This is a genomic window from Catenulispora sp. EB89 (assembly GCF_041261445.1).
In the GTDB taxonomy this organism is placed as follows: Bacteria; Actinomycetota; Actinomycetes; order Streptomycetales; family Catenulisporaceae; genus Catenulispora.
Window position 1 is genome coordinate 235,887 of the sequence record NZ_JBGCCU010000003.1, and the last position, 22,645, is coordinate 258,531.

21 protein-coding genes, 1 tRNA gene and 1 pseudogene are annotated in these 22,645 nt (G+C 67.9%); 8 read left to right on the plus strand and 15 right to left on the minus strand.

Going from position 1 to position 22,645, the window contains the following annotated elements; genetic code table 11:
- Positions 1-4 precede the first annotated feature (4 nt).
- Positions 5-649: a TetR/AcrR family transcriptional regulator gene (locus ABH920_RS07930; protein ID WP_370348207.1), complete on the plus strand. Its 645-nt coding sequence runs from the start codon at positions 5-7 to the stop codon at positions 647-649.
- A gap of 75 nt (positions 650-724) precedes the next feature.
- Positions 725-1,489, plus strand: coding sequence for an SDR family NAD(P)-dependent oxidoreductase (locus ABH920_RS07935; RefSeq protein ID WP_370348208.1), 765 nt, complete (start codon positions 725-727; stop codon positions 1,487-1,489).
- Between the two features lie 34 nt (positions 1,490-1,523).
- Here the strand turns inward: ABH920_RS07935 and ABH920_RS07940 are convergent, their stop codons facing one another.
- Together ABH920_RS07940 and ABH920_RS07945 are read right to left on the minus strand one after the other, a co-directional pair.
- A complete protein-coding gene (locus tag ABH920_RS07940; RefSeq protein WP_370348209.1) occupies positions 1,524-2,300 on the minus strand; it encodes a TetR family transcriptional regulator in 777 nt (258 codons plus the stop codon).
- Between the two features lie 102 nt (positions 2,301-2,402).
- Positions 2,403-3,344: an amidohydrolase family protein gene (locus ABH920_RS07945; protein ID WP_370348210.1), complete on the minus strand. Its 942-nt coding sequence runs from the start codon at positions 3,342-3,344 to the stop codon at positions 2,403-2,405.
- 203 nt (positions 3,345-3,547) lie between these two features.
- Between ABH920_RS07945 and ABH920_RS07950 the strand changes: the two genes are divergently transcribed.
- The 3 genes from ABH920_RS07950 (at position 3,548) to ABH920_RS07960 (ending at position 4,768) form a co-directional block, all read left to right on the plus strand.
- Positions 3,548-3,964, plus strand: coding sequence for a YidB family protein (locus ABH920_RS07950; protein ID WP_370348211.1), 417 nt, complete (start codon positions 3,548-3,550; stop codon positions 3,962-3,964).
- Between the two features lie 235 nt (positions 3,965-4,199).
- A tRNA-Ala gene (locus ABH920_RS07955) sits at positions 4,200-4,272 on the plus strand.
- Positions 4,273-4,447: 175 nt separating this feature from the next.
- On the plus strand, positions 4,448-4,768 hold the full coding sequence (locus tag ABH920_RS07960) for a DUF3024 domain-containing protein (protein ID WP_370348212.1): 321 nt from the start codon (positions 4,448-4,450) through the stop codon (positions 4,766-4,768).
- A 26-nt stretch (positions 4,769-4,794) separates the two neighbouring features.
- Here ABH920_RS07960 and ABH920_RS07965 read toward each other — a convergent pair whose 3' ends face one another.
- Positions 4,795-6,024 (minus strand): hypothetical protein, encoded by a 1,230-nt coding sequence (locus ABH920_RS07965; RefSeq protein ID WP_370348213.1) that lies wholly within the window; start codon positions 6,022-6,024, stop codon positions 4,795-4,797.
- A gap of 796 nt (positions 6,025-6,820) precedes the next feature.
- Positions 6,821-7,144 carry a hypothetical protein gene (locus tag ABH920_RS07970; protein WP_370348214.1) on the minus strand — a complete coding sequence of 108 codons (324 nt, stop codon included), beginning with the start codon at positions 7,142-7,144 and terminating at the stop codon, positions 6,821-6,823.
- A 463-nt stretch (positions 7,145-7,607) separates the two neighbouring features.
- Between ABH920_RS07970 and ABH920_RS07975 the strand changes: the two genes are divergently transcribed.
- The gene (locus ABH920_RS07975) at positions 7,608-8,054 is read left to right on the plus strand and encodes a hypothetical protein (protein ID WP_370348215.1); all 447 of its coding nucleotides are present in this window, start codon (positions 7,608-7,610) and stop codon (positions 8,052-8,054) included.
- Between the two features lie 15 nt (positions 8,055-8,069).
- On the opposite strand, the gene ABH920_RS07980 is transcribed toward ABH920_RS07975, so the two are convergent.
- The 3 genes and pseudogenes from ABH920_RS07980 to ABH920_RS07990 all read right to left on the minus strand — a co-directional run bounded on the left by ABH920_RS07980 (position 8,070) and on the right by ABH920_RS07990 (position 10,610).
- Positions 8,070-8,702, minus strand: coding sequence for an IS5 family transposase (locus tag ABH920_RS07980; RefSeq protein ID WP_370348216.1), 633 nt, complete (start codon positions 8,700-8,702; stop codon positions 8,070-8,072).
- 37 nt (positions 8,703-8,739) lie between these two features.
- Positions 8,740-8,814 (minus strand): annotated as a pseudogene (locus ABH920_RS07985) (transposase); the annotation flags it as partial.
- Between the two features lie 296 nt (positions 8,815-9,110).
- Positions 9,111-10,610 (minus strand): ice-binding family protein, encoded by a 1,500-nt coding sequence (locus ABH920_RS07990; protein ID WP_370348217.1) that lies wholly within the window; start codon positions 10,608-10,610, stop codon positions 9,111-9,113.
- 805 nt (positions 10,611-11,415) lie between these two features.
- Between ABH920_RS07990 and ABH920_RS07995 the strand changes: the two genes are divergently transcribed.
- Positions 11,416-11,943 carry a hypothetical protein gene (locus ABH920_RS07995; protein ID WP_370348218.1) on the plus strand — a complete coding sequence of 176 codons (528 nt, stop codon included), beginning with the start codon at positions 11,416-11,418 and terminating at the stop codon, positions 11,941-11,943.
- A gap of 36 nt (positions 11,944-11,979) precedes the next feature.
- On the plus strand, positions 11,980-12,996 hold the full coding sequence (locus ABH920_RS08000) for a peptidase (protein WP_370348219.1): 1,017 nt from the start codon (positions 11,980-11,982) through the stop codon (positions 12,994-12,996).
- A gap of 31 nt (positions 12,997-13,027) precedes the next feature.
- On the opposite strand, the gene ABH920_RS08005 is transcribed toward ABH920_RS08000, so the two are convergent.
- From ABH920_RS08005 to ABH920_RS08040, 8 genes are all read right to left on the minus strand, one after another.
- Positions 13,028-13,615 (minus strand): hypothetical protein, encoded by a 588-nt coding sequence (locus ABH920_RS08005; RefSeq protein WP_370348220.1) that lies wholly within the window; start codon positions 13,613-13,615, stop codon positions 13,028-13,030.
- A gap of 1,037 nt (positions 13,616-14,652) precedes the next feature.
- Entirely contained in the window at positions 14,653-15,438 is a 786-nt protein-coding gene (locus ABH920_RS08010) for a choice-of-anchor P family protein (protein ID WP_370348221.1), read from the minus strand.
- Positions 15,439-15,628: 190 nt separating this feature from the next.
- A complete protein-coding gene (locus ABH920_RS08015) occupies positions 15,629-17,500 on the minus strand; it encodes a hypothetical protein (RefSeq protein ID WP_370348222.1) in 1,872 nt (623 codons plus the stop codon).
- A 104-nt stretch (positions 17,501-17,604) separates the two neighbouring features.
- Positions 17,605-17,796 (minus strand): hypothetical protein, encoded by a 192-nt coding sequence (locus ABH920_RS08020; RefSeq protein WP_370348223.1) that lies wholly within the window; start codon positions 17,794-17,796, stop codon positions 17,605-17,607.
- Positions 17,793-19,472 carry a hypothetical protein gene (locus ABH920_RS08025; protein ID WP_370348224.1) on the minus strand — a complete coding sequence of 560 codons (1,680 nt, stop codon included), beginning with the start codon at positions 19,470-19,472 and terminating at the stop codon, positions 17,793-17,795. The genes ABH920_RS08020 and ABH920_RS08025 overlap by 4 nt, the downstream gene beginning before the upstream one ends.
- A 5-nt stretch (positions 19,473-19,477) precedes the next feature.
- Positions 19,478-20,341 carry a septum formation family protein gene (locus tag ABH920_RS08030; protein WP_370348225.1) on the minus strand — a complete coding sequence of 288 codons (864 nt, stop codon included), beginning with the start codon at positions 20,339-20,341 and terminating at the stop codon, positions 19,478-19,480.
- Positions 20,338-21,795, minus strand: coding sequence for a glycosyltransferase family 2 protein (locus tag ABH920_RS08035; protein WP_370348226.1), 1,458 nt, complete (start codon positions 21,793-21,795; stop codon positions 20,338-20,340). The genes ABH920_RS08030 and ABH920_RS08035 overlap by 4 nt, the downstream gene beginning before the upstream one ends.
- Positions 21,796-21,820: 25 nt before the next feature.
- The gene (locus ABH920_RS08040) at positions 21,821-22,429 is read right to left on the minus strand and encodes a hypothetical protein (RefSeq protein ID WP_370348227.1); all 609 of its coding nucleotides are present in this window, start codon (positions 22,427-22,429) and stop codon (positions 21,821-21,823) included.
- Positions 22,430-22,645: the final 216 nt, after the last annotated feature.

Below are 22,645 nucleotides of genomic sequence, written 5' to 3' on the forward strand. Positions count from 1 at the left end.
CGTTGTGATCGATGCCGAAGCCGCGGGCCCGGTACTCCGCAGCGCCTCCGGTACGGCGCTGACGGCGAAGGGGCGCGCCACGCGGGCCCGCATCATCGAAGGCGCGGCCGAGGTGCTGCGCGAGTCCGGCGTGGAGCTGGCCACGCTGGACGACGTCATGGCCCGCACGCACACCAGCAAGAGCCAGCTGTTCCACTACTTCCCGTCCGGCAAGGACGAGCTGCTGCTGGCGGTCGCCGGCTACGAGGCCGACCGCGTGTTGGAGCATCAGGAACCGTTCCTCGGCTGCCTGGACACCTGGGAGGCGTGGGAGCGGTGGCGGGACGCGACCGTCGAGCGCTACGAGGAGCAGGGCGACCGGTGCCCGCTCGGGACGCTGTCGCTATACTTGGGGCGGAGCACGCCGGGGGCGCGGGCCGTGGTCGTGGCGCTGCTGCGGCAGTGGCAGGCGGCTTTGGCCGGCGGCGTGCGCGCGCTGCAGGAAGCCGGCCGGCTCCCCGCGTCGGTCGACGCCGACGAGCGCGCGGCCGCACTGTTGGCCGCGGTTCAGGGCGGGGTGGGGATTCTGCTGGCCACCGGCGAGGTCTACCACCTGCGCGTCGCGCTGCATCAGGCGGTCGCCGACCTTCGGCGGCTGGCGACACCGTAAGAGTGGACTTGCTGGTCCATTTTTCCCCTCGCAGAGTGGGTTCCGCAGGTTGGAACGAGAACTCAGGAGTGCGAGATGAGTGGACGTCTGCAGGGCAAGCGCGCGCTGGTCACCGGCTCGACCAGCAACATCGGCCGCGCCATCGCGGAGGCCTTCGGCGCCGAGGGGGCGCACGTGATCGTGTCCGGCCGCGACACCGCGCGCGGGGCCGAGGTCGTGGCGGGCATCCGCGCGAAGGGCGGTCGCGCCGACTTCGTCCGTGCCGACCTCGACGGGAGTCCCCAAGCCTCCCGCGCGCTGGCCGAGGAAGCCGAAGCCCTCCTCGGCGACACGGTCGACATCCTGGTCAACAACGCCGGCATCTACCCGGCCGGCACCACCGTGACCACGGACGACGAGACCTTCGACCGGGTGTACGCGGTGAACGTCAAGGCGCCCTTCTTCCTGACGCAGGAGATCGCGCCGCAGATGGCGGCAGCAGGCGGCGGCACCATCATCAACCTGGGCTCGTGGGTCGCGCGGCTCGCCGTCCCGGTCGGCGCGCTGTACGCGTCGACGAAGGGCGCGATGGAGACCCTGACCCGCGCCTGGGCTGCGGAGTTCGGGCCGCAGGGCGTGCGGGTGAACGCGGTGTCGCCGGGCGTGATCCTGGAACCGGTGCCGGGCCGGCCGCACCCCGGCGAGGTGATGATGAACGGCACTCCCGCCGGACGTCTCGGGAAGCCGCAGTACGTCGCGGATGCGGTGGTGTACCTCGCCAGCGATGAGGCTTCTTACTTGCACGGGACTGTGCTCGACGTGGACGGCGGACGGACGGCGGTGGCAGTCATCGCCGCTTAGGACTGCTTAGGACGGCTTAGGACTCAGCCTTGGCTCAGTCCAACGCTTCCTGAACTCGCTGCACGACGCGCCACATCGGCGTGCCGCGGCGTGCGACGACGACCATGACGTCCTCTTCCGGCTCCGCGGCGCCCGGGGCGGAGGGGACGTCGTCGGTGTAGGTCGCGCGGACCCATTCCAGGGCGTGTTCCACCAGCTCGGCGGGGTCGCCGTTGCCGTCGGAGCGGAGCCAGCCGCGCAGGGCGTGGTTGTGGGCGGCGACGACGGCTGCCGAGACGACGTCGGCGCGCAGGTCGCCGTCGGCGCGTCCGGCGTAGCGGGCCCGGAGGAAGGCCGCCAGGGCGCTCTCGTAGCGGCGGACGACGGCCAGTTCGTGCGTGCGCAGGGCCGGGACCTGGCGCGTCAGCCGGTAGCGGGCCAGGGAGAACTCGGGGTCGGCCGCGTACATGGCCAGGACCATGCGGGCGGCGTCGCAGACCCGGGCGACGGGGTCCTGGGCGAAGCCGGACTCGTCGGCGAGGAAGGCGGACATGCGGGCCAGGGTGCCCTCGTGGTCGGGGAAGACCACTGACTCCTTCGAGGGGAAGTAGCGGAAGAAGGAGCGGCGGCCGACGCCGGCGCGGGCCACGATGTCGTCGACGGTGGTGGCGTCGAAGCCGTGCTCGGCGAACAGGGCCACGGCCGCCTCGACCAGGGCGTCCCGCATCGCCGGGCGGGGCTCGGCGGCGGTGGCGGAGTCCCTGGCGGGGGCGCCGGCGGGCGCGCCGGCGGCGGCGCTGCCGAGGGCGCGGTCGGGCTGGTCGGCGGGCATGGGTGGACGGTAACACCGCACCGGACCGCCGCCGAAGCCGATGCGGCCTGAGTCACACGAGTGCGTATCCCCCTTGCCATTCCCCGGCCGCTACTTCGCGATTCACAGATAGTCCGCCGCATTGGTATCCACGATCATCTTCGCCTGATCATCCGACAATCCCGCCGCGAGGATGTACTCGATGTGGTCCCGCAGCGAAGACCCCTGCTCGAACGGGTAGTCGGTCCCCAGTAGCAGGCGCTCGGCGCCGACCACCTCCGCCGTCAGGCGCAGGGCGGCCGGAAGCGGGTTGGCCGTGTCGTAGGCGATGCCGCGCATCAGCTGGCCGGCGCTCGGCGCGTCCTTCGGGAGGTACCAGTCCCGGTACCGGTCCAGGCGCTGGATGAGGAACGGTAGGTAGCCGCCCATGTGCGGGGCGATGATCCGGATGCCGGGGTACTTCACGGTGATCCCGGCCTGGAACAACTGCAGGATCGCGGTCGAGACCTCCGCCGCGTCGCCGATGACCGGCCCGAGCTTGGCGGACTGCATCAGCGGCGACCCGACGGCGTCCCCGACGGGATGCACGAACAGGACCGCCTTGCGCCGGTTCAGCGCCGCGAAGAGCGGGTCGAAGTCGGGGTGGCTAAGCGGCCGGCCCAGGATCGAGGTGCCGACCGCCGCGCCCGGCATGCCGTCCTGCTCCATGGCCCGGTTGAGCTCGTCGACGGAAGCCAGGATGTGCGGAAGCGGCAGCGTGGCCAGGGCACGGAGGCGCTCGGGGTACTGCTCGACGATGTGGGCCAGCGCGATGTTCGCACACCTGGCCGCCTCCACAGACGCCGTCGGATCGCCGGTGTAGGGCCCCTGCGGGCAGGTCGAGAGCAGCTGCACATCCACCCCGACCGCGTCCATCGCCGCCAACCGCAACCGCAGCTCACGCTCACTATCGCCCCCACCAAGCGCACGAACCCCCTGCGTCCCGGCACCACCGTCACCCCGCAGATCGTCGAGCAGATCGAGGTAGAGGGCGGGAAACAGGTGCGCGTGGACGTCGACTCTCATGCCGCCAGGCTGGCGTGACGCCCGCCCCGGGGCGTCCCGGAACCCCCCGCCCACCCGCCGTCCGGACGAAGCACCGCACCCCGTTGCCCCGAACGGCTGCCTCCGCCAGCACACACCAAGCGCCGGTACCGAAGGCTCATACATGGCCCGCACACAAGGCCCGGCGCCACCCGGCCCGGGCCCGTTCAGAAAGGCGGAACGCCATGGCCGACACCCCGGACCTGGGCAAACTGTGGAAGCAGCTGACCGACAACGTCGGCGGCGGCATGAGCGAGGCCCTCGACAAGCTGAAGAAGAGCAGCATCGGCGAGCAGGTGCAGAGCTGGATCGGCAAGGGCGAAAACAAGCCCGTCAACGCCGACCAGGTCACACAGGCGATCGGCCAGGACCAGATGGAGCAGATCGCCCAGCAGGCAGGCACCACCCCCGAGCAGGCAGCCCAAACGATGGCCGAAAAGCTCCCCGGCATGGTCGACAAGATGACCCCCGACGGCCAACTCCCCGACCCCCAGTCCATCAGGGACAACGTAGCCGGCGCCGCCCAGAACACCCAGAACGCGGCCACGGCCACCGGCCAAAGCGCCATGCCCCGCAGCACCCCCACCCCGCCCGCAATGTAGCCACCCGCAGGCACCTACACCAGCCAACCAACGGAGCCCCCAGCACCACCGGGGCCCCAAGGCACCAAAGCACCACCCACGGCCGGACCCCACACCCCGGGGCCCGGCCGCGCCACGCCCAAAACCCGCAGGTAGCGAATCGATTTCCCATCCAGCCGCAGCTCTGGCTAATATAGGCAACGCCCGCCGGGGAGATCAGCAAGATCGATCGGACGATCTCGCCGGGGGACCAGATGGGGCTTTAGCTCAGTTGGTAGAGCATTTGTCTGGCAGACAAAAGGTCAGGGGTTCAAGTCCCCTAAGCTCCACACAGTGGTACGAATCAGCTCGTTCCGGATATCTCTGGAACGAGCTGATTCGTTTGATCCGGGCAGGCGTAGCTCGCAGAGGACTGGAGAGCGGTCCACCGTGGGAGCGCCGCTGCTGCCGCGACTGGTTCGACGGCATCCGCGTTTACGGCGCCGAGCCACATATATTGAGGCCATGACGGTCTCGCAGCCCGACTTGGATTGTGTCGCGGCCTGGTGTGAGCAGCAGGTACCTGTCCGTGTCCGCGACCAGGTTGCCTTCGGCTACACAACGCGAGGGGCGTCCATCACGCTCCTCGAGCGGCGCGCGCCGTGGGACGGAGTGGGCGGTTGGACAGCCCGGCCGTTTGCCCAATTGCGCCATGTCGGCTCGGCTTGGCGGCTGTACTGGCCCGATCGCAACACTCGGTGGCACCTTCGCGAGGAGTTTCCCGCTGCGCGTGACATCCAGACCCTCCTCGATATCGTCGCGGACCCGCGCTCCGGCTTTGAGTGATCCGCGTCAGCCCACGGGTGTGGGACTCACTCCCGGATCTGCGCCATCGGGTTCCCGATCTGATCTCTCAGATCGGTATCGGGAGTCACCACGCTGTCGGCGTACGCCCGGACTCGGGCGGCCACGGTATCCGGTAAGCCGACTTGATCGGTCAACCAGGCCGCCAGGTCCGGGATGGTTCGTAGGAGAATGTCGGCGAAGTCGGCGTTGTAGAGGTCGTGGATGCCGACGGCTGTCAAGGCGATCCGGTGCGGTGAGCAGGTGTAGGCGAACTCTGGGAACTCTTCGCTGAGCCAGGTGAAGGCAAGCTCACGGTAGACCTCCGCTTCCGTGAGCGGTTCGTCGTCGGCTGGGAAGTCCTCCGGCACCACGCTTCGACCGGGCCGATGTTCGGCGCGCCAGGCCATGAACTCGGCAATCCAGACGTCCTTGTCGACCTCCTGTTCCGGCAGAACCGTCGCCGTGGACCCGCCACCGTCCAGATGCTCCGAGCGGCACAGTTCCTGTGCCAGCCGGCGGCACCGGTGGAATTCCGCGTACTGCGGTTCCGACTCCCCTCCGGGACGGAACATGGAGGACGGCCCTGGGAGGATCCGTTCCGCCAGGTGAGCGTCGGACACTGGTTCGAGCTGGGCTCCGCTCGTGGCGTCCGGCCCGACCGCCGAGCGCCACGCGGCGAACGCCTGCTCGGCATCTCGGAAGTACCCGGCTCCGACGGTGTAGGGCTCGCCACCGCACACGTCGATGTCCCACAGATACCAGCGGTCGGTGCCGTCAGCTGCCGCGAACGGAGCGGTTATGGCGAACCTGGTGCCGAAGACGTCCCGGCACCATTGCGCCGCCGCGGTCGGCGCCGCAACGATCGAGCCCTCGGGAAACGAAGCGACCGCGGTCCGCAGATCCTCGACGGCTCCGACGGGGATCCGAGCAGCTGGGTGCGGGACGATCCTGGCCAACGCCACCAGCAGGCGCCACGTGCCGTCGCGATCGCTCGGCTCGTCGGTGGCCGCGACGGCTTTGACCGCCGCCAGGCAGGTCGCATCGGTGATTGCGTCGAGGAGTTGGTCCGGGTTGTAGGCGTCGAGAATCTCTGTTTCGCCTGATTCTCGTCGCGCGTCGGTCGAAGCGTCTTGGGCTGCTAGTGCCCGGCCCAGACGGCGGCACAGCTCGTCCTCGATCCATGACACCGTCTGGTCGGCAGCCGCCAGATCCGCGATGATCGGTTTGGCGTCGACTTTCGCGTGCCCTGTCCGCACCCGGTCGAGCTGCTGTCGATACTCCGCGAACGGATTCGTTGAGTGCGGCCACGCAGATCTGGCGGCGTGCTCCTGCCCTGCCTCTTCCTCCTCGAGGCGCCGAACGGCTGGGTTCCCCGAACGGCTCGCGCGGCTGGCCGGACGCTTGGGCTTCTTCTTGCGAGGTTTGGAAGCAGGCACGCCCTGATTCTAAGAAGTCGTCACCCATCGGCGTGGGGATTCGGTTCATCCGCCCAACCGCGATCGTGGATACGACGCAGCGCACGATGCGGCTCGCGCCGCTGAGGACATTCGATCCGGCGCGCTGGTGAGACGGATCAAATCGATCCGCCGACCTGTCTCAAGAAAAATCTATGCGATGTCCACACCTACGATTTTCTGGAAGGCTACCCGACAGCGCCGTGGAACGACCGGCTGCGAGGCAGATTCCATGCTGACGGAGTCTCAGTTGGCCAACCGACCGACGACGACCCGGATCAGCGTTGCGGCAGGTCAGCGGGTGTTCGAGTAGCGCAAGATCAGCTCCACATAGTGGAAAGCGGCACCCTCCCTCGGAGGGTGCCGCATTGCTGTTCAGGGCGTCGCGCCGCAGGTCGCCACCGTTTTCCAGCCCCACCGCCACGAAGGCTTTTGTCTCACTGCGGTTCGCCACTGATTACGCTTTGTCGGTGATCGCGAACTATTCGCGAACTGATCTTGGTGAGACTTCGGTCGCGGCACGTTCTACGGGCGTACCTGACGTCACCGAGCCCAGTGAACTTGCCGCGGAATTTCGCGGCGACACTGGCGGGGCGGATCAGCTCCTAACAGCCTCGATCTCTTCATGCGACAAGCGGCGCACAACGGTGTTCGGAGGACGGTAGAACTCGATCCCGCCGTCTTCGGTGCGCCGGCACAGCAGAGGTTCCTCCTGAGTAGCCCCTTTGTTCGATCCCGAAGCGAGTGCTTCCTCAACCCGTCGTAGGTCGCGTTCCTCCTGCCCGTCGATGCATTTGGCGTAGACGGACAGCAGGACGTCCACGCTGTGGCCGGCCCATTCGGCGACCTGCGGGGCGCTGACGCCGGCATTGAGCCACGTCGAGACGGCGGCATGACGCAGGTCATAAGGTCGTTTACCCAATGGGGAGTCGAACTCATCGCGGGCGAGTACTGCCTTGCGGGCCTTGGACCACAGGTCAGCGAAGGTGGCATACCGAATGGTCTGCCCGTCGGCACGGACGAACAGGCGGCCGTCCGGCGCGGCGCCGAATTGCTTGAGGTGAGTGCGCAGGCATGCGACCAGTTCGGGGGGTGCGGGAACGCTACGGCTTTCGTGTTTGGCGCGGTATTTGAGGGTCTTTCGAGAACTGTCGTCGCCGCTGTCAGTCCACTCGCTGCCGACATAGGGGCTGGATTCCGCGAAACAGAGCCGACCTCAGCCTGTCTCCGGCAGCAGACAGTCCTGCCTGCGTAAGAGTCCGTTGTTCAACCGAGCATGCTCTTTGAGCTGGGAAAATAGTTCGGGTTTCGGCGCGTGAACGGTGCGTGGGGGCGGTAGGGCCTGCGGTGACGGTTCGGGGTGGGTTCGGCCGGGGAGGCGTGTGATGGTTTCGGTGGATGGTCTGCTGGATGCCCATGAGGTCGCGGTGCGGGCACGAGTGGAGGAACTGCGGGTCCTGCTGGCCGATGCCGAAAGAAACCTCGAGCATGTGGCCATCACCCGGGACACGTTGCGGGTCGTGGTGGCCAATCGTGCGGCCGTTAGCGGCGGCGGGAGGGGATCGGCTGGCCAGGGCCCTGTGATGGCGTCGGGGGTGGCGGTGCCGTCTCGGCGGGAGGGTACGACCGAGCAGGTGCTGCCGGAGGGCTATCGCGGTTTGTGGCTGGCGGGCAGGTCGGCCGGTGACGGGGTGCGGGCCGGGGAGTTGGCCCGCGCGTTGGGGCTGCCGGCGACGGACTCGGCGCGGGAGCGGCTGCGAGGCAAGCTTAAACGGCTGGTCGCGCGGGGTTGGGCGGTCGAGGCGGCGCCGGGGGTGTTCCGGGTAGTGTGACCGCTCCTTGCGGGTTCAGCGGTGGGCCAGGCGCCGGGTCATCACGACGGTCAGCGCCCAGTAGACCATCGCCTCGTGCGTGTCGGCACGTCTTTCGTAGTCCCGCACGCACCGCCGTCGCCTGGTGATCCAGGCTAGGGTGCGCTCGACCACCCAGCGACGCGGCAGCACCTGGAACCGGTGCTTGTCGGTGCGTTTGACGATCTGAAGGCGTAGTCCGGCGAATGTCTCAGCGACCCAGGACACCAGCCGGCCGGTGTAGCCGGCGTCGGCCCAGACCAGTGCGATGCGCGGGCAGGCGGTCCGCAGCCGTTGAAGCAGTGGTCCGGCGCCGTCGCGGTCGTGGAGGTCGGCGGCGGCGACCAGCACCGTCAACAGCAGCCCGATCGTGTCGACGGCGATGTGCCGTTTGGTCCCGTCGATCTTCTTGCCTGCGTCGTAGCCACGCCGAGACCTGCCCACCGTCTCGGCCGCGCGCAGCGACTGGGAGTCCACGACCCCGGCGGTCGGGTCCGGCGACCGGCCCAGGGTCCCACGGACCGCCCGGCGCAGCCGATCGTGCAGCACCGCCAGCAGTCCCTGATCGCGCCAGCGGCGGAAGAACCGGTATACCGTCGGCCAGGCCGGGAAAGTCGATCGGCAGCGCACGCCACTTCGTTCCGTTGTCGACCAGGCAGGCCACCGCGTCGATCATCTCCCGATGGCAGTAGCCCTCCGGGCGCCCGCCCCGGCCGTCCATCCAGGCCGGCACCGGGATCATCGGGGCGATCACAGCCCACTGGGCATCGGTCAGATCCGTCGGGCAGGCGCGCTGGCGCACCGGGCGATCGGCCGCGTTGCCATGGCGATGAGCCAGGCAAACACAGCACACGGCGCGCCGCGCGGCTCCGGCCCCGCCGATGGCGTCCAAAGAAGACACCAAGGCCTCCGGCAGCTCGGTTGCGTAGACACCAACCAGCTACACCGGAGGCCTTGCCCTACTCACCGATCACCCGAACGAGACCATCACAGCCTCCATGTTCGGTTGAACAACGGGCTCTTACATGCGATATCGCGTCAGGCGCGGTGTGACGGCCGACGGCGGACCAGCAACGTGCCGCCGATCAGGGCGAGTGCGCTGAGTGGAATGAGGACGAGGACATCGGTGCCGGTGTGGGCCAGCGCCTTGCCGCCTGCTGCGGACTGGCCGGCTGTGGTGGCGGCGGTCGTGCCGCCGGTCGTGCCGGCCGAGGTGCCGCCGGTTGTCCCACCGGTGGTGCCGCCGGTCCACCCGCCGGTCGTCCCGCCGGTCGCGCCACCAGTCGCGCCGCCGGTCGTCCCGGCCGTGGTACCACCAGTCGTCCCGCCGGTCGCGCCACCAGTGGTCGGACCGCCAGTCGTGCCGCCGGTAGTGCCTGCGGTCGTTACGCCAGTCGTACCGCCAGTCGTACCGCCAGTCGTCGTTCCGCCGGTGACCCCACCGGTGGTGCCTCCGGTCGTCCCGCCGGTGGTGCCGCCGGTCGTGCCACCAGTGGTCGGACCGCCAGTCATGCCGCCGGTGGCGCCTGCGGTCGTTCCGCCGGTGGTCCCGCCGGTCGTCGTTCCGCCGGTGGCGCCACCAGTGGAGCCTCCGGTCGTCCCGGCCGTGGTACCACCTGTGGTCCCGCCGGTCGTGCCACCGGTTGAGCCACCGGTTGTGCCCGCAGTCGTTCCACCGGTGGTCGGGCCACCGGTCGTGCCGCCAGTCGTCGGGCCACCCGTGGTGCCACCTGTGGTGCCGCCGGTCGTCGGGCCGCCAGTCGTACCACCGGTGGTCGGGCCACCTGTGGTCCCGCCGGTCGTCGGGCCAGCCGTGGTGCCACCCGTGGTCGTGCCGCCCGTCGTGCCGCCGGTGGTCCCGCCGGTCTGGCAGGTCGGACGGGTGATGGTGTTGGTGTCGAGGGTGACCGACCCGTTCCGGGCCAGGGCACGGCCGTCGATCGTCGCGCTGGTGGTGACCGAGATCGACGTCAGGGCCAAGATGGTGCCCACGAACGTGGTGCCCGTGCCCAACGTCGCCGAACTGCCCACCTGCCAGTACACATTGCACGGCTGGGCACCGTTGATCAGCAACACCCGACTGGCCGAGGCCGTGGTCAGCGTCGACCCGATCTGGAAGATGAACACCGCGTTGGGATCACCGTGCGCATCAAGCGTGAGCGTCCCGGTGAGCCCGATCGACGACGAAGCCGTGTAAACACCCGGCCCCTTCGTCAAACCACCGAGATCCCCCGCGACCGCGGCACTCGACGGCTGGCCCGCCGCGTCGTTGTACGCGATCGTCAAATCCGACTGCGCCTGCAGCGCCGCGGCATCAGCCGCATGCACAGCTCCGGCAACCCTGCCCGGAGGAAAACCGGTCACCGAGGCCCGCCCCGCCGGGCTCACCCCCAAATCCCCGGTGATCGTGGTGGGTCCCGTATTGGTCACGCCCTGACCGGCCAGCACCGCATAAGACTCCGCAGTCCCCAGCCCCACAGCCGTAGCAGCGTTCACCCGGGCTGGAAGGAACACCGCCCCGGCGACCACCAGCGACACGAGCAGACCCCCACAGACCCGGGCGGCGAACCCGTGACGGTGAGATCTAGCAGACAAGCTAGCTTTCATGATGACTCCACAATCCTTCAGAGACGTTCCGGCATGTTCCACACTGACGCCTTAAACCCGAGAATCCATTCATCGGCTTTTTGGGCCCTTCGACCACCGAGGAAGACTCCGGACTTTTACGTATGAGCGGAACTAGGGAAAGTGGAACCATAGCCCTGAAAATGGGAATCAAAACGCACACGGAAGGCTTGACCGAAGAGTTATTAATCACGAATGAGTGAACGGCATTACGCCATCTCAGGGACCCACCACGAGAACGGGACAGCCGCCACTCAGACACCTACAGGTCACTGAGCAGGCCTGGACCGCGCGAGGCTCGCCACGCGGAACAACCCGATGGCGACGCAACGGCAAGCCTCCGGAAGCGTTGCGTTATGGGCAATGAAGAGGGAAGGCGATGGGATCGCCTGGCGGAGGCTGCCGGAATCGGTGGCGTGATCCCCCGCCCTAGATGATTGAGTCCAAGGGCTCAGTCATCTAGACCTCCAGAATCAGGAGGCTACTTCGAGAGCCCATGTGACGACGCCGGCAGGCGACTGCCAACCCTCGAACGGCCCAATCGGACCCGACGAACCCTGATGCCTAAACGCCCGCCGTGACCAGGGATGCAACCCTCTCGAGCCGAAGCGGCGGTCTCATCTACACACGAATTTCAACGTTTTGCGCATCTTATTCTGTAAAGATTGACATGTAGCGGTTACCTCCGCTGTCACCGTGGGTTGGGAAGGTCGAAAGTATGCACAGGAACCGCATTGCCGTACTTGCTGCCGGAGTGGCGATGGTGCTCGGCACCGCGAGTCCGGCGCTGGCGGCCAGCTCCGGCACCACGGTCATCACGTTCACGGTGAGCGCCGGCACATTGGACATCACCGTCCCGGCCGGGCCCGTGTCCATCGGCACCGTGACCCCCAGCACCTCGGCGCAGACGATCGGCCCCACCCCGCTGGGGAACGTCGAGGTGTTGGACAACCGTGGCGGGACCACCGGCTGGACGGCGACCGTGAGCGGGACGAACTTCGTCGGCCCCTCGACCGTCCCCATCAGCGCCGCCAGCTACACCACTCCCACCGCCACGGTCACCGGCACCGCCACGGTGGCCAACACGTCGGTCAACCCCCTGACGAACACCGCGAGCAACGTGCAGGTCGCGACTGCCGTCTCCGGAATCAACACCGCGACCTGGAACCCGACCATCACGATCGTCATTCCGGCGAACACGCTGGCCGGAACCTACACCAGTACCCTGACTCACTCGGTCTCCTGACCACGACACCCTGGCACGATAGAGACCTTCGGCGAAGTGCGAAAACTCTTCCCCCACTCGACGCTGGTGGCTGCGACCCTGGTCGCAGCCATCGCCGCGTTCACCCCGACCGCCCACGCCTCGACCCGGGCCGACACCGATGACCCCGCGGGCGGATTCGGCATCCGCCTGCTGGACGTTCCGGTATCAGAAGCGGACAACCCCCGAGCGATGCAATACGTCATCGACCACCTGATGCCGGGTACGACCATCCGCCGGCGGGTCGAGGTGTGGAACAAGTCGGAGTCCAGTCTCCACGTCAAGATGTATCCGGACGCGGCCCACATCGCTGACGGGTCCTTCACCGGCGACGACGGTCACACAGTCAGCGACCTGACCACCTGGACGACGCTGAACGAAGACAGCCTGGACATCCCGCCAGGCGCCCGCGCAGCCGACACCGTGACGATCTCGGTGCCGGACGACGCCGCCCCGGGCGAGCGATACGCGGTGATCTGGGCCGAAGTGGACACACCCGGCACCAGCGGCGTCATCCTCGCCAACCGCGTCGGGACCAGGATCTATCTGTCGGTCGGGGGCCACAACCCTCCCCCGTCGAACTTCACCGTGGACACCCTCACAGCCCAGCGTGACCTCTCGGGCAAGGCACTGGTGCAGGCCATGGTCCACAACACGGGCGGACGAGCCATCGACCTGTCGGGCGGCCTGACCTTGACCGAGGTCTCGGGCGCACTGTCAGCCGGACCCTATCCCGCCCGGCTGGGCACCACCCTGGCACCGGGACAATCCGAGCCGGTGACGATCCCCGTGACCGACCCGGTCGGAGCCGGCCCGTGGAAGGCCAAAATCGAGCTGAGGAGCGGACTGCTCGACGAGACCTACCAGGCGCAGATCACGTTCCCGAACTCCGCCGGCTCCGCCGTACCGGCCGCGGCACAACGGGCACTCCACGGAAGCGGCAACCATCTGACGCTCGCCTTGGGCAGCGGTCTGGCCGCAGCACTGCTTGCCGTAGCCGCACTCACCTATCACCGACACAGAAGAAGAGCCTGAACACGCCGGCTGGGCGGTGTTACAACACGTGTCACAACACTGAGTGCGTCAGCGTCCCGGTGTATGTGCCGGCCAGCGCACCGGCCGGCAGGTGAACGATGAGGGTGGGGTTCCACGTCGCGGAATTGGCGACGAGGCCGACCCCGCTGAGGCTGTACGCCGTTCTGGACGTGCTGAGGCTCTGCGCATTGGCGGCGGTGGCCTGACCGGGGGTGAATCTGCTGAGGATCAAGCCAGTGGTCGCGGTGGCGATCCCCGACCAGTAGGACACGTCGACGTTGGGGATCGTTTGGGCGGGCGTGCCGGTGCCGGTGATGAAGCTGGTGGAGGTCACCGATGCCGTCCACCCCTGGGTGATGATGCCGGACTGGGTGACTTGGACCGCCCCCACGCTTGCGGTGATCGTCCCCCCTGGGGCAGCGCTGCCCAGCGACGCCGCGGCGGGGACCGTGATCGACAGGGGATCGCCGGCATCGACCACGGCTGCCGCGGTGCTCCGCGCGTTCTCAGTGAACGTGGTATCCGTGGTCCCGCTATTGGCCGCCGATGCCGGACCGACAATACCCACCGCCGAGAGCACCCCCGCGATCAGTGGGGTGATAAAACTATGTTGGTGCATTCCATGTTCCTTACCGAAGTCCGCACAAGCAGCGCTGATCGCCGAGCTTTGCGAAAGCTACCACCCGCCAGATCACCCGAAGCGTCTCGGCACGCCCGAAGCTGAATTCATGGAGCCCCGCCGAGTATGCCCGCGTGGCCCGCCGAAATCGACGGCCTGATCCACCCGCATACACGCAGCTCGGCGATGTATCAGCATTCTGACGAAACAACTGCGCCTGCGCTTCGATCATGTGCTTCCAGGCACTGGTCGGTGAGGAGCCGCTGAAGCTCAAGCCTCGCGCACGACTGCCGCCTGGCCGAATCGCCAAGTTCACACTGAGGGGGCTCGACTGCTGAATTGGTCGCCGACCATCAAGGCGGCGACCTGCTGGCTCTTGCCGCCGCAGCGGATCGGCGGAGCATTCAGCACCTGCCTGGTCGACGGCACCGTCCACCCGAACTGGGACTGGAGATCGGTTCGGCGACCTGTACTTAGCCAAGGCCTGCCACCCCAGGCATCGAGCCCACCCCCACGACGCCGCGGATCCTGCGCGACCTCAGCGCCCTCACCGTTTCTCAGGTTCCACGGGTTCTGCGATTCGCTCGTCCGACACGCCTGGCCGTCATTGCGGTGACCTTCACAGCGATGACGCCGTTGAGCCGGGCATGTCGCTGAATGCCGTACCGTCGCCGCGCCAGGACACTGCGGGCTCTGATCGCACGTCTCGTACCTGGAATGAACGATCACGAGTGGAACGCCGCGCAACTGAACCTGATGCTCCACGGTGCGTTCGGCCGCACGCTGGATGCCGCGCCGGTCGAGACGATTGCATGCTTCTCGCATGAAGGCTGAGCCGGGCGATCGCTTGCGGATTCACGGGCGTTGAACGGTGCGACGACAGACATGTCGCGTCTTTCGCTGTGGGTGAACGTCTGCGCGCTTCCCAACGCTACTGGGGCACGCACGGGCTCCCCTCATCCGTCACCATGGAGATGCGATAAGGGGAGCCGTGTGGAGCACACGCTGCGAGGAGCCTGTTTCGGAGCCGAGCGGTATCAGCAGCCGTCGGTGTCGGTGCCGTTGCGGCGACGCCGGTAGACGACAGCGGTGCCGGCGATGGCCATCGCGCCGAGGCTGAGGCCGACCTGCGGGTTGACCATGGGGACGGCCTGGGTGGGCGGGGCGCCGCCGCACTGGGCGTGGCCGATGATGAGGTTGAGGCCGTTGAGAGCCGGCAGGAGCGTCAGGTGCACGGCGTTGACTGTCAGGACGCCGTTCGCGTCAGTGCTCTGCTCGTTGAGGATGATCGTGCCGAGGCCCGGCACCGACACCGAGGTGTTCGGCGCGGCATTCGCCTGCAGGGTGACCGGGACGAGGCTGTCGACCGTGACGGTTCCGCTGGCGATCACGCCCGAACCGGTCGCCTTCCCCGGCGCCGCCGGTGCGGTGCACGTGGAGTTGACGCCGGTCACCGACAGGGTGGTCGGCGAGATGGCCGTGGGGATCGGCAGGTTGACGTTGAGGCTGTCCACCGTCGCCGAGGCCGAGGAGGTGCCGGCGGTCACGTCGCCTGCCGTCGTGGCGGTCAGCAGAGCGTTGCTCGCGAAGGGACCGACCGCGATACCGAGCGTGGTCACGGTCCCGGGTCCGGGCGGCCCGGGGAAGTTGGAGTGCGGGGTGGGGGGCACGGCCACCAGGCCGGCGATGGCGTCGGCTGAAACGACATAGGCATCTGCAACCGGAGCAGCCAGAACGGCCTGTGCCGGCCCGACAGTGCACATCAGGGTGCCGAGGCCGAGCGCCGCTACAGCTGAAAGGCGGCGGCCTTTGCGTGAACTCATCGGGGTGGAGCCCTTCTTCTCGTGGGGATGGCCGTGAGGTCCGATCTCAACGATCGCGGGTGCGTGTACCGCATCCGTGCAATGACATGCCGATCATGAAATGTCGTATTGGGAATTCAGGCTGATGGCTCAACCGATCAGTGCACCAGGCGCGCCCCGAGACGGAGCGCGCCTGGTGAGGTCAGCGCCGCTACTTCCCGGCAGCCGACGCCTGTCCGGAGATCTGAGCGGGCCGGCCGCGCAGGAACGGGAAGTCGAACAGGTGGTCGTCCAAGACCTTGTCATCCGGAACGAAGTTGTTCGCGACCGCTCGCTCGCGCATCGCGGGCAGGGCGCGCAACAGCTGCGTTCCCAAACCGTGTTTGACATAGACGTTGAGCCAGTAGCCGTCGGCGTAGGGCACTCCCTGGGCGTAGTCGAAGCCGCCGCCCTGCTGCAGACGGGCGAAGACGGGCCCTGAGGAGGTGTCGCCCCACCACATGCCGCCTCTGGCCGGGCCGCCGCCCAGAGTCACGACGGCGGACAGGTCGGCGAGTACTGCGGGAGGGACCGGCTGGTCCAGGAACGGGTCGGCCAGGCCGCCGAGGTCCAGGGAGCGCTGATGTGCGTTCAGGCTGAAGGGAAGCGCTCCGGAGTCCATGACCGCGATCGTTCCGTCCAGGCTCCGGTCCGCGGCGATCGCCGAGCCGAGGGCGTGGTGGGCGTACTCGAGGTGGTAGCGGTACACGGCCCAGCCGACCAGCTCGCCGGCGCTGACGGCGGAGACCGCGGTCATCAGGCCGACCGCGCCGGCGATCAGCGCCGCGGTGCGTCCGGTACTCCAAGCGATGAGGACCGCGAGGAACGCCGCACACGCCCCGACGATGACGGTGGTGCGATGCGCGGTGAAGCTGGATCCGCCCTCCAGCACGGCAACCGCCCCGATCAGCAGCGCGAGCGCCACCCACCGCGCCGAGGCCGGCGGCGCGGCCGTCTTCTCGGCACCGGTGCGCGGCACGAACAGCGGACGGGCCAGCAGCACCACCGCGATGGGGAAGATCAACTGCCAGCGGAACCGGTTGCCGAAGTCCATCTGCAGATTCGAGACCTGATACAGCGTGAAGATGATCAGGGCACTGGTGGCGGCCAGGACCACCGGCGTGGCCTCCTGCGCCGGCGACAGCCGCTGGGGCCGCCCCTGCTCGGAACGGGCGCCGGCGCGGTTGCGCCGCAGCCACTCGGCCAGCACGATCAGCGCGACGAACAACAGGACCTTGACCTGCAGGTCATGGAAGATCTTGACAGTGGAGGCGACCACGCTGGTCTGGTCCGCGGTCTTGAGATAGAAGGGGTTGGGGAAGAACTTGCCGAAGTACTCGGCCCGAGCCAGCCAGTAGACACCGAGTCCGGCGACGACAGCAGAGGCGTTGACGAGGTCGTCGCGGCGACGGCTGAGGTAGTAGGTCCAGAACTCCGCCACGGCGGCGAACAGGATCCCCTCCGGACGGCTGAACGCGACCGCGACGGCGAGCAGATGACCGGTCCGGTCCAGACGCCCGCGTAGGTACAGGCGGCCGAACAGGGCACTGATACCCAAGGCGAAGGAGGTGGTCTCCAGCCCGTCGAGCAGGTGCACGAAGAACAACGGGTTCACCAGGGCGAACCCGGCCAGGACGAGGCGTTGCATGCGCGGGACGGCCAGGCGGGAGACGACGCGGAGGTAGGCCGCGCCGATGCCCAGGGCGAGGATCTTGAAGAAGAGCTCGGTCGAGAAGCCGAGCAGGGCCGGAATGAAGGACAGCGCCGCGTACAGCGGGTTGCTGTACGCCTCGACCTTGTCCTGCGACGTCGGGTTCCAGTTCCAGTGGCCGCGCGTCAGGCTCACGCCATAGCGCCAGGAGATGAAGGCGTCGTCGACCGTGAACCGGATCAGCAGGAACACAAGGACCGCGGCGCACGCCGCCATCCCGATGTATGCCGCCGTGTAGCCGGCGTCACGCGGCGCGATCTCCGACGTCGGTTCGCTCCGCGACGCCGAATCCACGGCGACGGCGGGGGGATCGACGTCGTGAAGTGTTGTCATGCACAGATCGTGACACGGTTTGCTGTGCTATCAGGACATTGGCCGCGAAAACACCGATATATGTGGTTTGTCCAAGATCTCAATGCCCCTATGATCCGCGGCACTCACCGATTGCCGGGGGCTGTGGTCGGGCATCCGTCGGCGGTCGAGGCTCCGGCTCCGCTCGGCGCGCACTGCACGACGCCGTCCGGAGCCGCAGGATGACCACCGGCGAAGACGCCGATGGCGACGCCGATCAACGTGGCGAGCACCGCCGCGGACACCGCGACCCGGCCGAGGACGGCGACCCGGCTCATCGCATCTCCCCCGCTTCTGGATCCACTGCTGTGCTGTCCACTGCTGTGCTATCCAACGCGGCGAGCCCGGCCAACAGCAGTGGGCCGAGGAGCATCGTTCCGTAAAGCACGAAGACCATGTGCTTCTCCAGATCGCTTTCTCCTTCGGACAGCATGACGGCCCAGAACTGCGCGACAGTCGCGGCGGCGAACGCGGCCAGCGTCACGCCTACTCCACGGGCCGCCACGCTCAGGGTGCGCCGCCGAAACAGGAACACTCCGCCGACCAGCCCCGCGCCCCACAGCCCGGGGATCACGACCCAGCGGAACGGCTCGGCCAGAGTGAACACGGCCGAGGACACGCACACCCTGCATTCCTGTGCGTAGGGCGGCTTTCCCGCGGTGATCGGGTAGTTGCCCAAGTAGGAGGGGCGGGTGGCCGTCACACCGATCAGCCCCCGGTCTGCGACGCCCAGGAGCCTGACCGGGTGGCCCACGTAGAAGCCGAGGACCTTTCCCAGCGACGCCTTCGCGACGAACTGGGGATAGTCCGGCAGGTTGGCGGCGGACTTGGGGTCGACGATCGAGGTTCCCGCCGCCGATGCCAGCGACTCGTCGAGGCCCAGCGCGCGCAGATCCGCCTTCGGATTCGGGCTGTGCCCCAGGAGCTCCCGGAAGACGGCGTCGTAGACGACGATCTCGTGGAACCAGCGTGGCTGCACCTGTTGGAACGACAGTGTGCCGAACGACAGGACGGCGCAGGCCGCCATCGCCGGACCCCGGACGGCCAATGCGCTGCCGACGCGGTTGCCGGCGGCTGCGAGCCGGTCGCGCGACGCGGAGGGACGCATCAGCAGGATCGGTACGACGACGATCAGCAGGCTCGCCATCTGCGTCTTGGCACCGATGGTCCATGCCGTGAGCACTGTGACGATCAGGATGTCGGCACCGCGATAGCGCGCCTGGCCGAGCAGACGGAGAAGCGCCGGGATCAGGAGCAGCATTCCGATCAGGGCGGCGGGCTCGCTGAACGGGGAGTTGAAGTACGGCGCGATCGCGCTGTCGCAGGTGGCCAGCCCGATTCCGGACGCGATCAGGATCCGCAGCCACTTCGGACCGACGAGTTCGTGAACGGTCCACGCGATCCCCGCAGCGAAGACAGCGGTGAACACGATCCCCAGCATCCGCAGGTCCAGAGCACCGGGCAGACCGAACAGACCGGTGAGCCACTTGGCGGCCCACAACGGGACGATCTCAGTGGACAGATATCCCTGCCCGCTGCCTCCGGCCGAGCAGGCCTCGCCGTACCAGGTGTAGGAGTCATAGCGAGGCGTCGTATAGGCCCACAACGCCTGGGTGACCGGCAGCGGATGCGGTGCCACGCCGAGTTGGCACAGCAAACGGTGGCCGTCGAAATTGTCGGCGAACCCGATGGCTCCGCCGGCGTAGAGCCGGACCAGCATCACCAGCGCCCACACCAGGCCGGTGGCCAATGCGCAGTGCTGCTGTGCAACGCTTGTGACGATTCTCTTGGCGGTGTTCACCGCGGCAACGACCATCGCCTCAACGTCGGGCGCGTCGGGCGCGTCAGACCTTTCGGGCCTGTCGGGCCTGTCGAGCGCGTCCGACGCCACCGCTGCGACACCGGCCGCGGCCTCGGGCAGGACGGCCTCGTCCGGGACAACCACGGTATCCATCCCACTCACGGCGTCACCGAGCCGAGCGCGCGCAGTGTCCCGGTCGCCAGTCGGTCCTTGTCCTTCGGACCGATCCAGCAGAACCCTGAGACGGCGCCGGCGTGCGGCCCGTCCCCCGGCGGGGGTTCGGGGTACAGCACCAGGTCCGGACGATTGGTGAGCGCGGTACCCAGGTACGTCGCCACAGGGGAGACGCATGCGGCAGCGACCTTGGCCACCTTCGTCTTGCGATCGGCCTTCAACTCCGTCGCGGTGAACTTGACGTACGGATACACCAGCTCCCAGTTGTGCGGCTGGTCACAGGTGAGCTCGACATCCCCGAAGGAGCAGACCCGGAACCTGGCGCCGGCCGCCCGGCGCAGGATCTGCTTCAACGGCATGGCGACCGATGCGACCGACGCCGTGGTCCGGGGCCCGACGAGTGCGTCGCAGCGCACCTCGCGGATTCCGGCGCGCCACTCGTCGTCGCTCGGCAGAATCTGCAGCGGGACGATGTCGCGGAAGATGTCGACGTCGGTCGCGCCGAGGTAGGCGCCCAAGTCGGACCACTTGCACGCCCCGGCCACCGCGTGCTGGAGCCACAGCGGGCTGGGCCGCTGCTCGGGGGCGGCGACGGCGCCGGTGATCGGCACCACCGCGTACGTCTCGCTCTGATGCTCGGACTGGCAGGGCACAGCCGGAGACGTGTCCGACAGCATCATCGGGTCGGTCTGGACCGGCTGGTCCAGCCGGTGGCAGGAGCCGACGTCCCAGACCGTGGTGAACGTACCGACGCCCATGCCGACGTGTTCGAAGATCGGAGAAGAGGCACAGCCACCGAGTCCGGCGGTCAGCACGGCCGCGGCCAGCATCGCCATCGCGCGCTTCATCGGGCGATCGCGTCCGAAGTCTGGGCGTCCTGAGTTCGGGCAACCTGAGTCTGGGCAACCTGAGTTCGGGCGTCCTGAGTCTGGGCGTCCCGCGAAGCCTGGGCGGAACGGGGAGTAGGGAGCGCCAACTCTGCGTTGCGCCGTGTCTTGGGCCAGGCGGTACGCCCGGTGACCAGACGGGCGAAGGCACGCCAGGCGATCGCGTAGCTCAGCCAGGCGTAGCCGACCAGCCCGACGCCGATCGCCCAGGCCTGGCGGCTGCTGAGCCCGCGCTCGCAGCGCCGGCGATAGACCCAGGCCCAGATCGCGAACTCACCGAACCCGATCACGAAGTACAACGCCAGCATCGCCGCGCCGCCGTCCCGCAGGAACGTCTCCATGAAGGCCGGGTAGCGCGCCGCGTTCGAGAACAACACGATCAACGGCGCCGGGTAGGCGACCGTGCCGATGATCTGCAACCAGGGCTGCGCCATGAAGTAGGTGACTTCCAGGAGCCCTGCGTTGGAGAACTGCGGAGACTGCCAGATCTGCGGCAGGTACCGGACGCACTGCATCGAGCCCTGGGCCCAGCGGGTGCGCTGGACCAGCAGCGCGCGAAGGCTCCACAGCGCCTCCTGCTCCACCCAGGCGTCCGTGGTGTACGCGATCCGCCACCCGGCCAGCATCAGCCGCAGCCCGATCTCGTAGTCCTCCAACAGGGCGTTGCCCCACGGAGCACCGGCTTCCTGTGCAGCGGAGTCCAATGCCGACAGACGAACGAGTTGGCCGTTGCCACCCAGGTTCACCGTCGCCGACCGTTCACGGAGGATCTGCATCGCGGAGATCGGGCCCCGGAACTCCACATCCTGCAACCGCGCCAGCAGCATGGCCGACAGGTTGCTGACGATTCCCTTGCCGGGCAGCGGATGGCGCCGGTCGCGGTTGGACATGCGCACTTCGACTTGCGCCGCACCGTAACGGCGGTCGGCGAACACCGCGCTACCGGCACAGACCTCGAACAAGTTCGCCGAGGGACGGCCGTCGGCATCGACCACGCACACCAGCACCCTGTCCCGGTCGGCATCGGTCGCCATCGTCCGGCACAGCTCCCGGTAGGCGGCATTGAGGGCATCGCCCTTCCCGGTGCGCGCTTCCGGCATGGTCCGACGCACCAGGCGCACAGCGGCGTCATCGCGACCCAGCTCCTCCACGATGGACGCGGTGGCGTCCTGCGAAGCGTCATCGATGACCCAGAGCACCGCCAACGGGAACGTCCCCCGGAGGTAGGCCACCGTGTCGGCGATAACGGCTGCTTCGTCGCGACACGGGACCAGGAAGTGCCACTGGTAATGCGCGGGATCACCGGGCGATCCCGGCGAGCGGTGCAGAAAGCTGAACACCAGCGCGATGACGTACCACAAGAAGGAGAATCCGAAGACCAGGGAGAGGACGACACAGAGTTCGAGCGGATCCATTATGTGGTGAAGATACCCTTCGAGATCAAGACCGCGATCGCCGATCCCGGCCGACACGAGGTCGCCATTCCCGCGAAACAATCAGGTAATAGACAGCCGAAGCCGCCGCCATGCCCACCAAAGTGAGAATCGAACCGAACAAGGTGTGACCCCAGCCGAAGCCGGTCTGAACACCCCACCAGACCATCAGGCCGGCGATCATCACCAGCCGCAGCAGATTGACGGCGATGAAGACCACTGCCGCGGCCGCAGCCGCGAAACCCAGCTTGACCAACGGCCTGGCGCTGTACGCGGCCATGATCCCGGTGATCATCAGCATGGGGGCCAGCAAGAACACGCTGCTGCACCCCAGCGACACGTTCAAGCCCAGCATGTGCTTCGTGCCACCGGTCTCGAACGCGAAGAAGAACGTCTGCCGGTCGGTGACTGCGACAGCCGAGAATCCCAGCAGCTGGTGGACCGCGCCGGCGGCAAGTCTCGACTCGAAGCCCCGGTAGCCCGCTTCGGCGACGATCAGCAGCGCCGCCGAACCACACATCAGTCCGGCGAACAGCCACCGGACCACGTGGCGGGCACGCGCCGGGGGCAGTACGGCTCGCAGCGCACCATCCCCAGCGAGGAAGTCAGCGGACATCCGCCTAACGGCCCGACCGCTTCAGAACCATCGTGGACCGGACCAAGCACGCACCGGCGACGACCGCCCCCACAGCGAAGCCCACGATGACGGCGATGTTCGGAGCTCCCGTCGCCGCCAGGGCGCCCATTCCGCCCGCTCCCCCGATTGCTCCAACGTGAGCACTCATTCCGAATTCTCCTCATCCGTGGTCGACCTGCCTCAGATTAGCCACTC

Coding starts and splice junctions, on each gene's coding strand:
- ABH920_RS08035 (WP_370348226.1), bottom strand. CDS start 21,795: ATGGATCCGCTCGAACTCTGTGTCGTCCTCTCCCTGGTCTTCGGATTC.
- ABH920_RS08015 (WP_370348222.1), bottom strand. CDS start 17,500: ATGACAACACTTCACGACGTCGATCCCCCCGCCGTCGCCGTGGATTCG.
- ABH920_RS08005 (WP_370348220.1), bottom strand. CDS start 13,615: ATGCACCAACATAGTTTTATCACCCCACTGATCGCGGGGGTGCTCTCG.
- ABH920_RS08030 (WP_370348225.1), bottom strand. CDS start 20,341: ATGAAGCGCGCGATGGCGATGCTGGCCGCGGCCGTGCTGACCGCCGGA.
- ABH920_RS07945 (WP_370348210.1), bottom strand. CDS start 3,344: ATGAGAGTCGACGTCCACGCGCACCTGTTTCCCGCCCTCTACCTCGAT.
- ABH920_RS08025 (WP_370348224.1), bottom strand. CDS start 19,472: ATGGATACCGTGGTTGTCCCGGACGAGGCCGTCCTGCCCGAGGCCGCG.
- ABH920_RS08040 (WP_370348227.1), bottom strand. CDS start 22,429: ATGTCCGCTGACTTCCTCGCTGGGGATGGTGCGCTGCGAGCCGTACTG.
- ABH920_RS08010 (WP_370348221.1), bottom strand. CDS start 15,438: ATGAGTTCACGCAAAGGCCGCCGCCTTTCAGCTGTAGCGGCGCTCGGC.
- ABH920_RS07935 (WP_370348208.1), top strand. CDS start 725: ATGAGTGGACGTCTGCAGGGCAAGCGCGCGCTGGTCACCGGCTCGACC.
- ABH920_RS07960 (WP_370348212.1), top strand. CDS start 4,448: ATGACGGTCTCGCAGCCCGACTTGGATTGTGTCGCGGCCTGGTGTGAG.
- ABH920_RS08020 (WP_370348223.1), bottom strand. CDS start 17,796: ATGAGCCGGGTCGCCGTCCTCGGCCGGGTCGCGGTGTCCGCGGCGGTG.
- ABH920_RS07940 (WP_370348209.1), bottom strand. CDS start 2,300: ATGCCCGCCGACCAGCCCGACCGCGCCCTCGGCAGCGCCGCCGCCGGC.
- ABH920_RS07995 (WP_370348218.1), top strand. CDS start 11,416: ATGCACAGGAACCGCATTGCCGTACTTGCTGCCGGAGTGGCGATGGTG.
- ABH920_RS07950 (WP_370348211.1), top strand. CDS start 3,548: ATGGCCGACACCCCGGACCTGGGCAAACTGTGGAAGCAGCTGACCGAC.
- ABH920_RS07975 (WP_370348215.1), top strand. CDS start 7,608: ATGGTTTCGGTGGATGGTCTGCTGGATGCCCATGAGGTCGCGGTGCGG.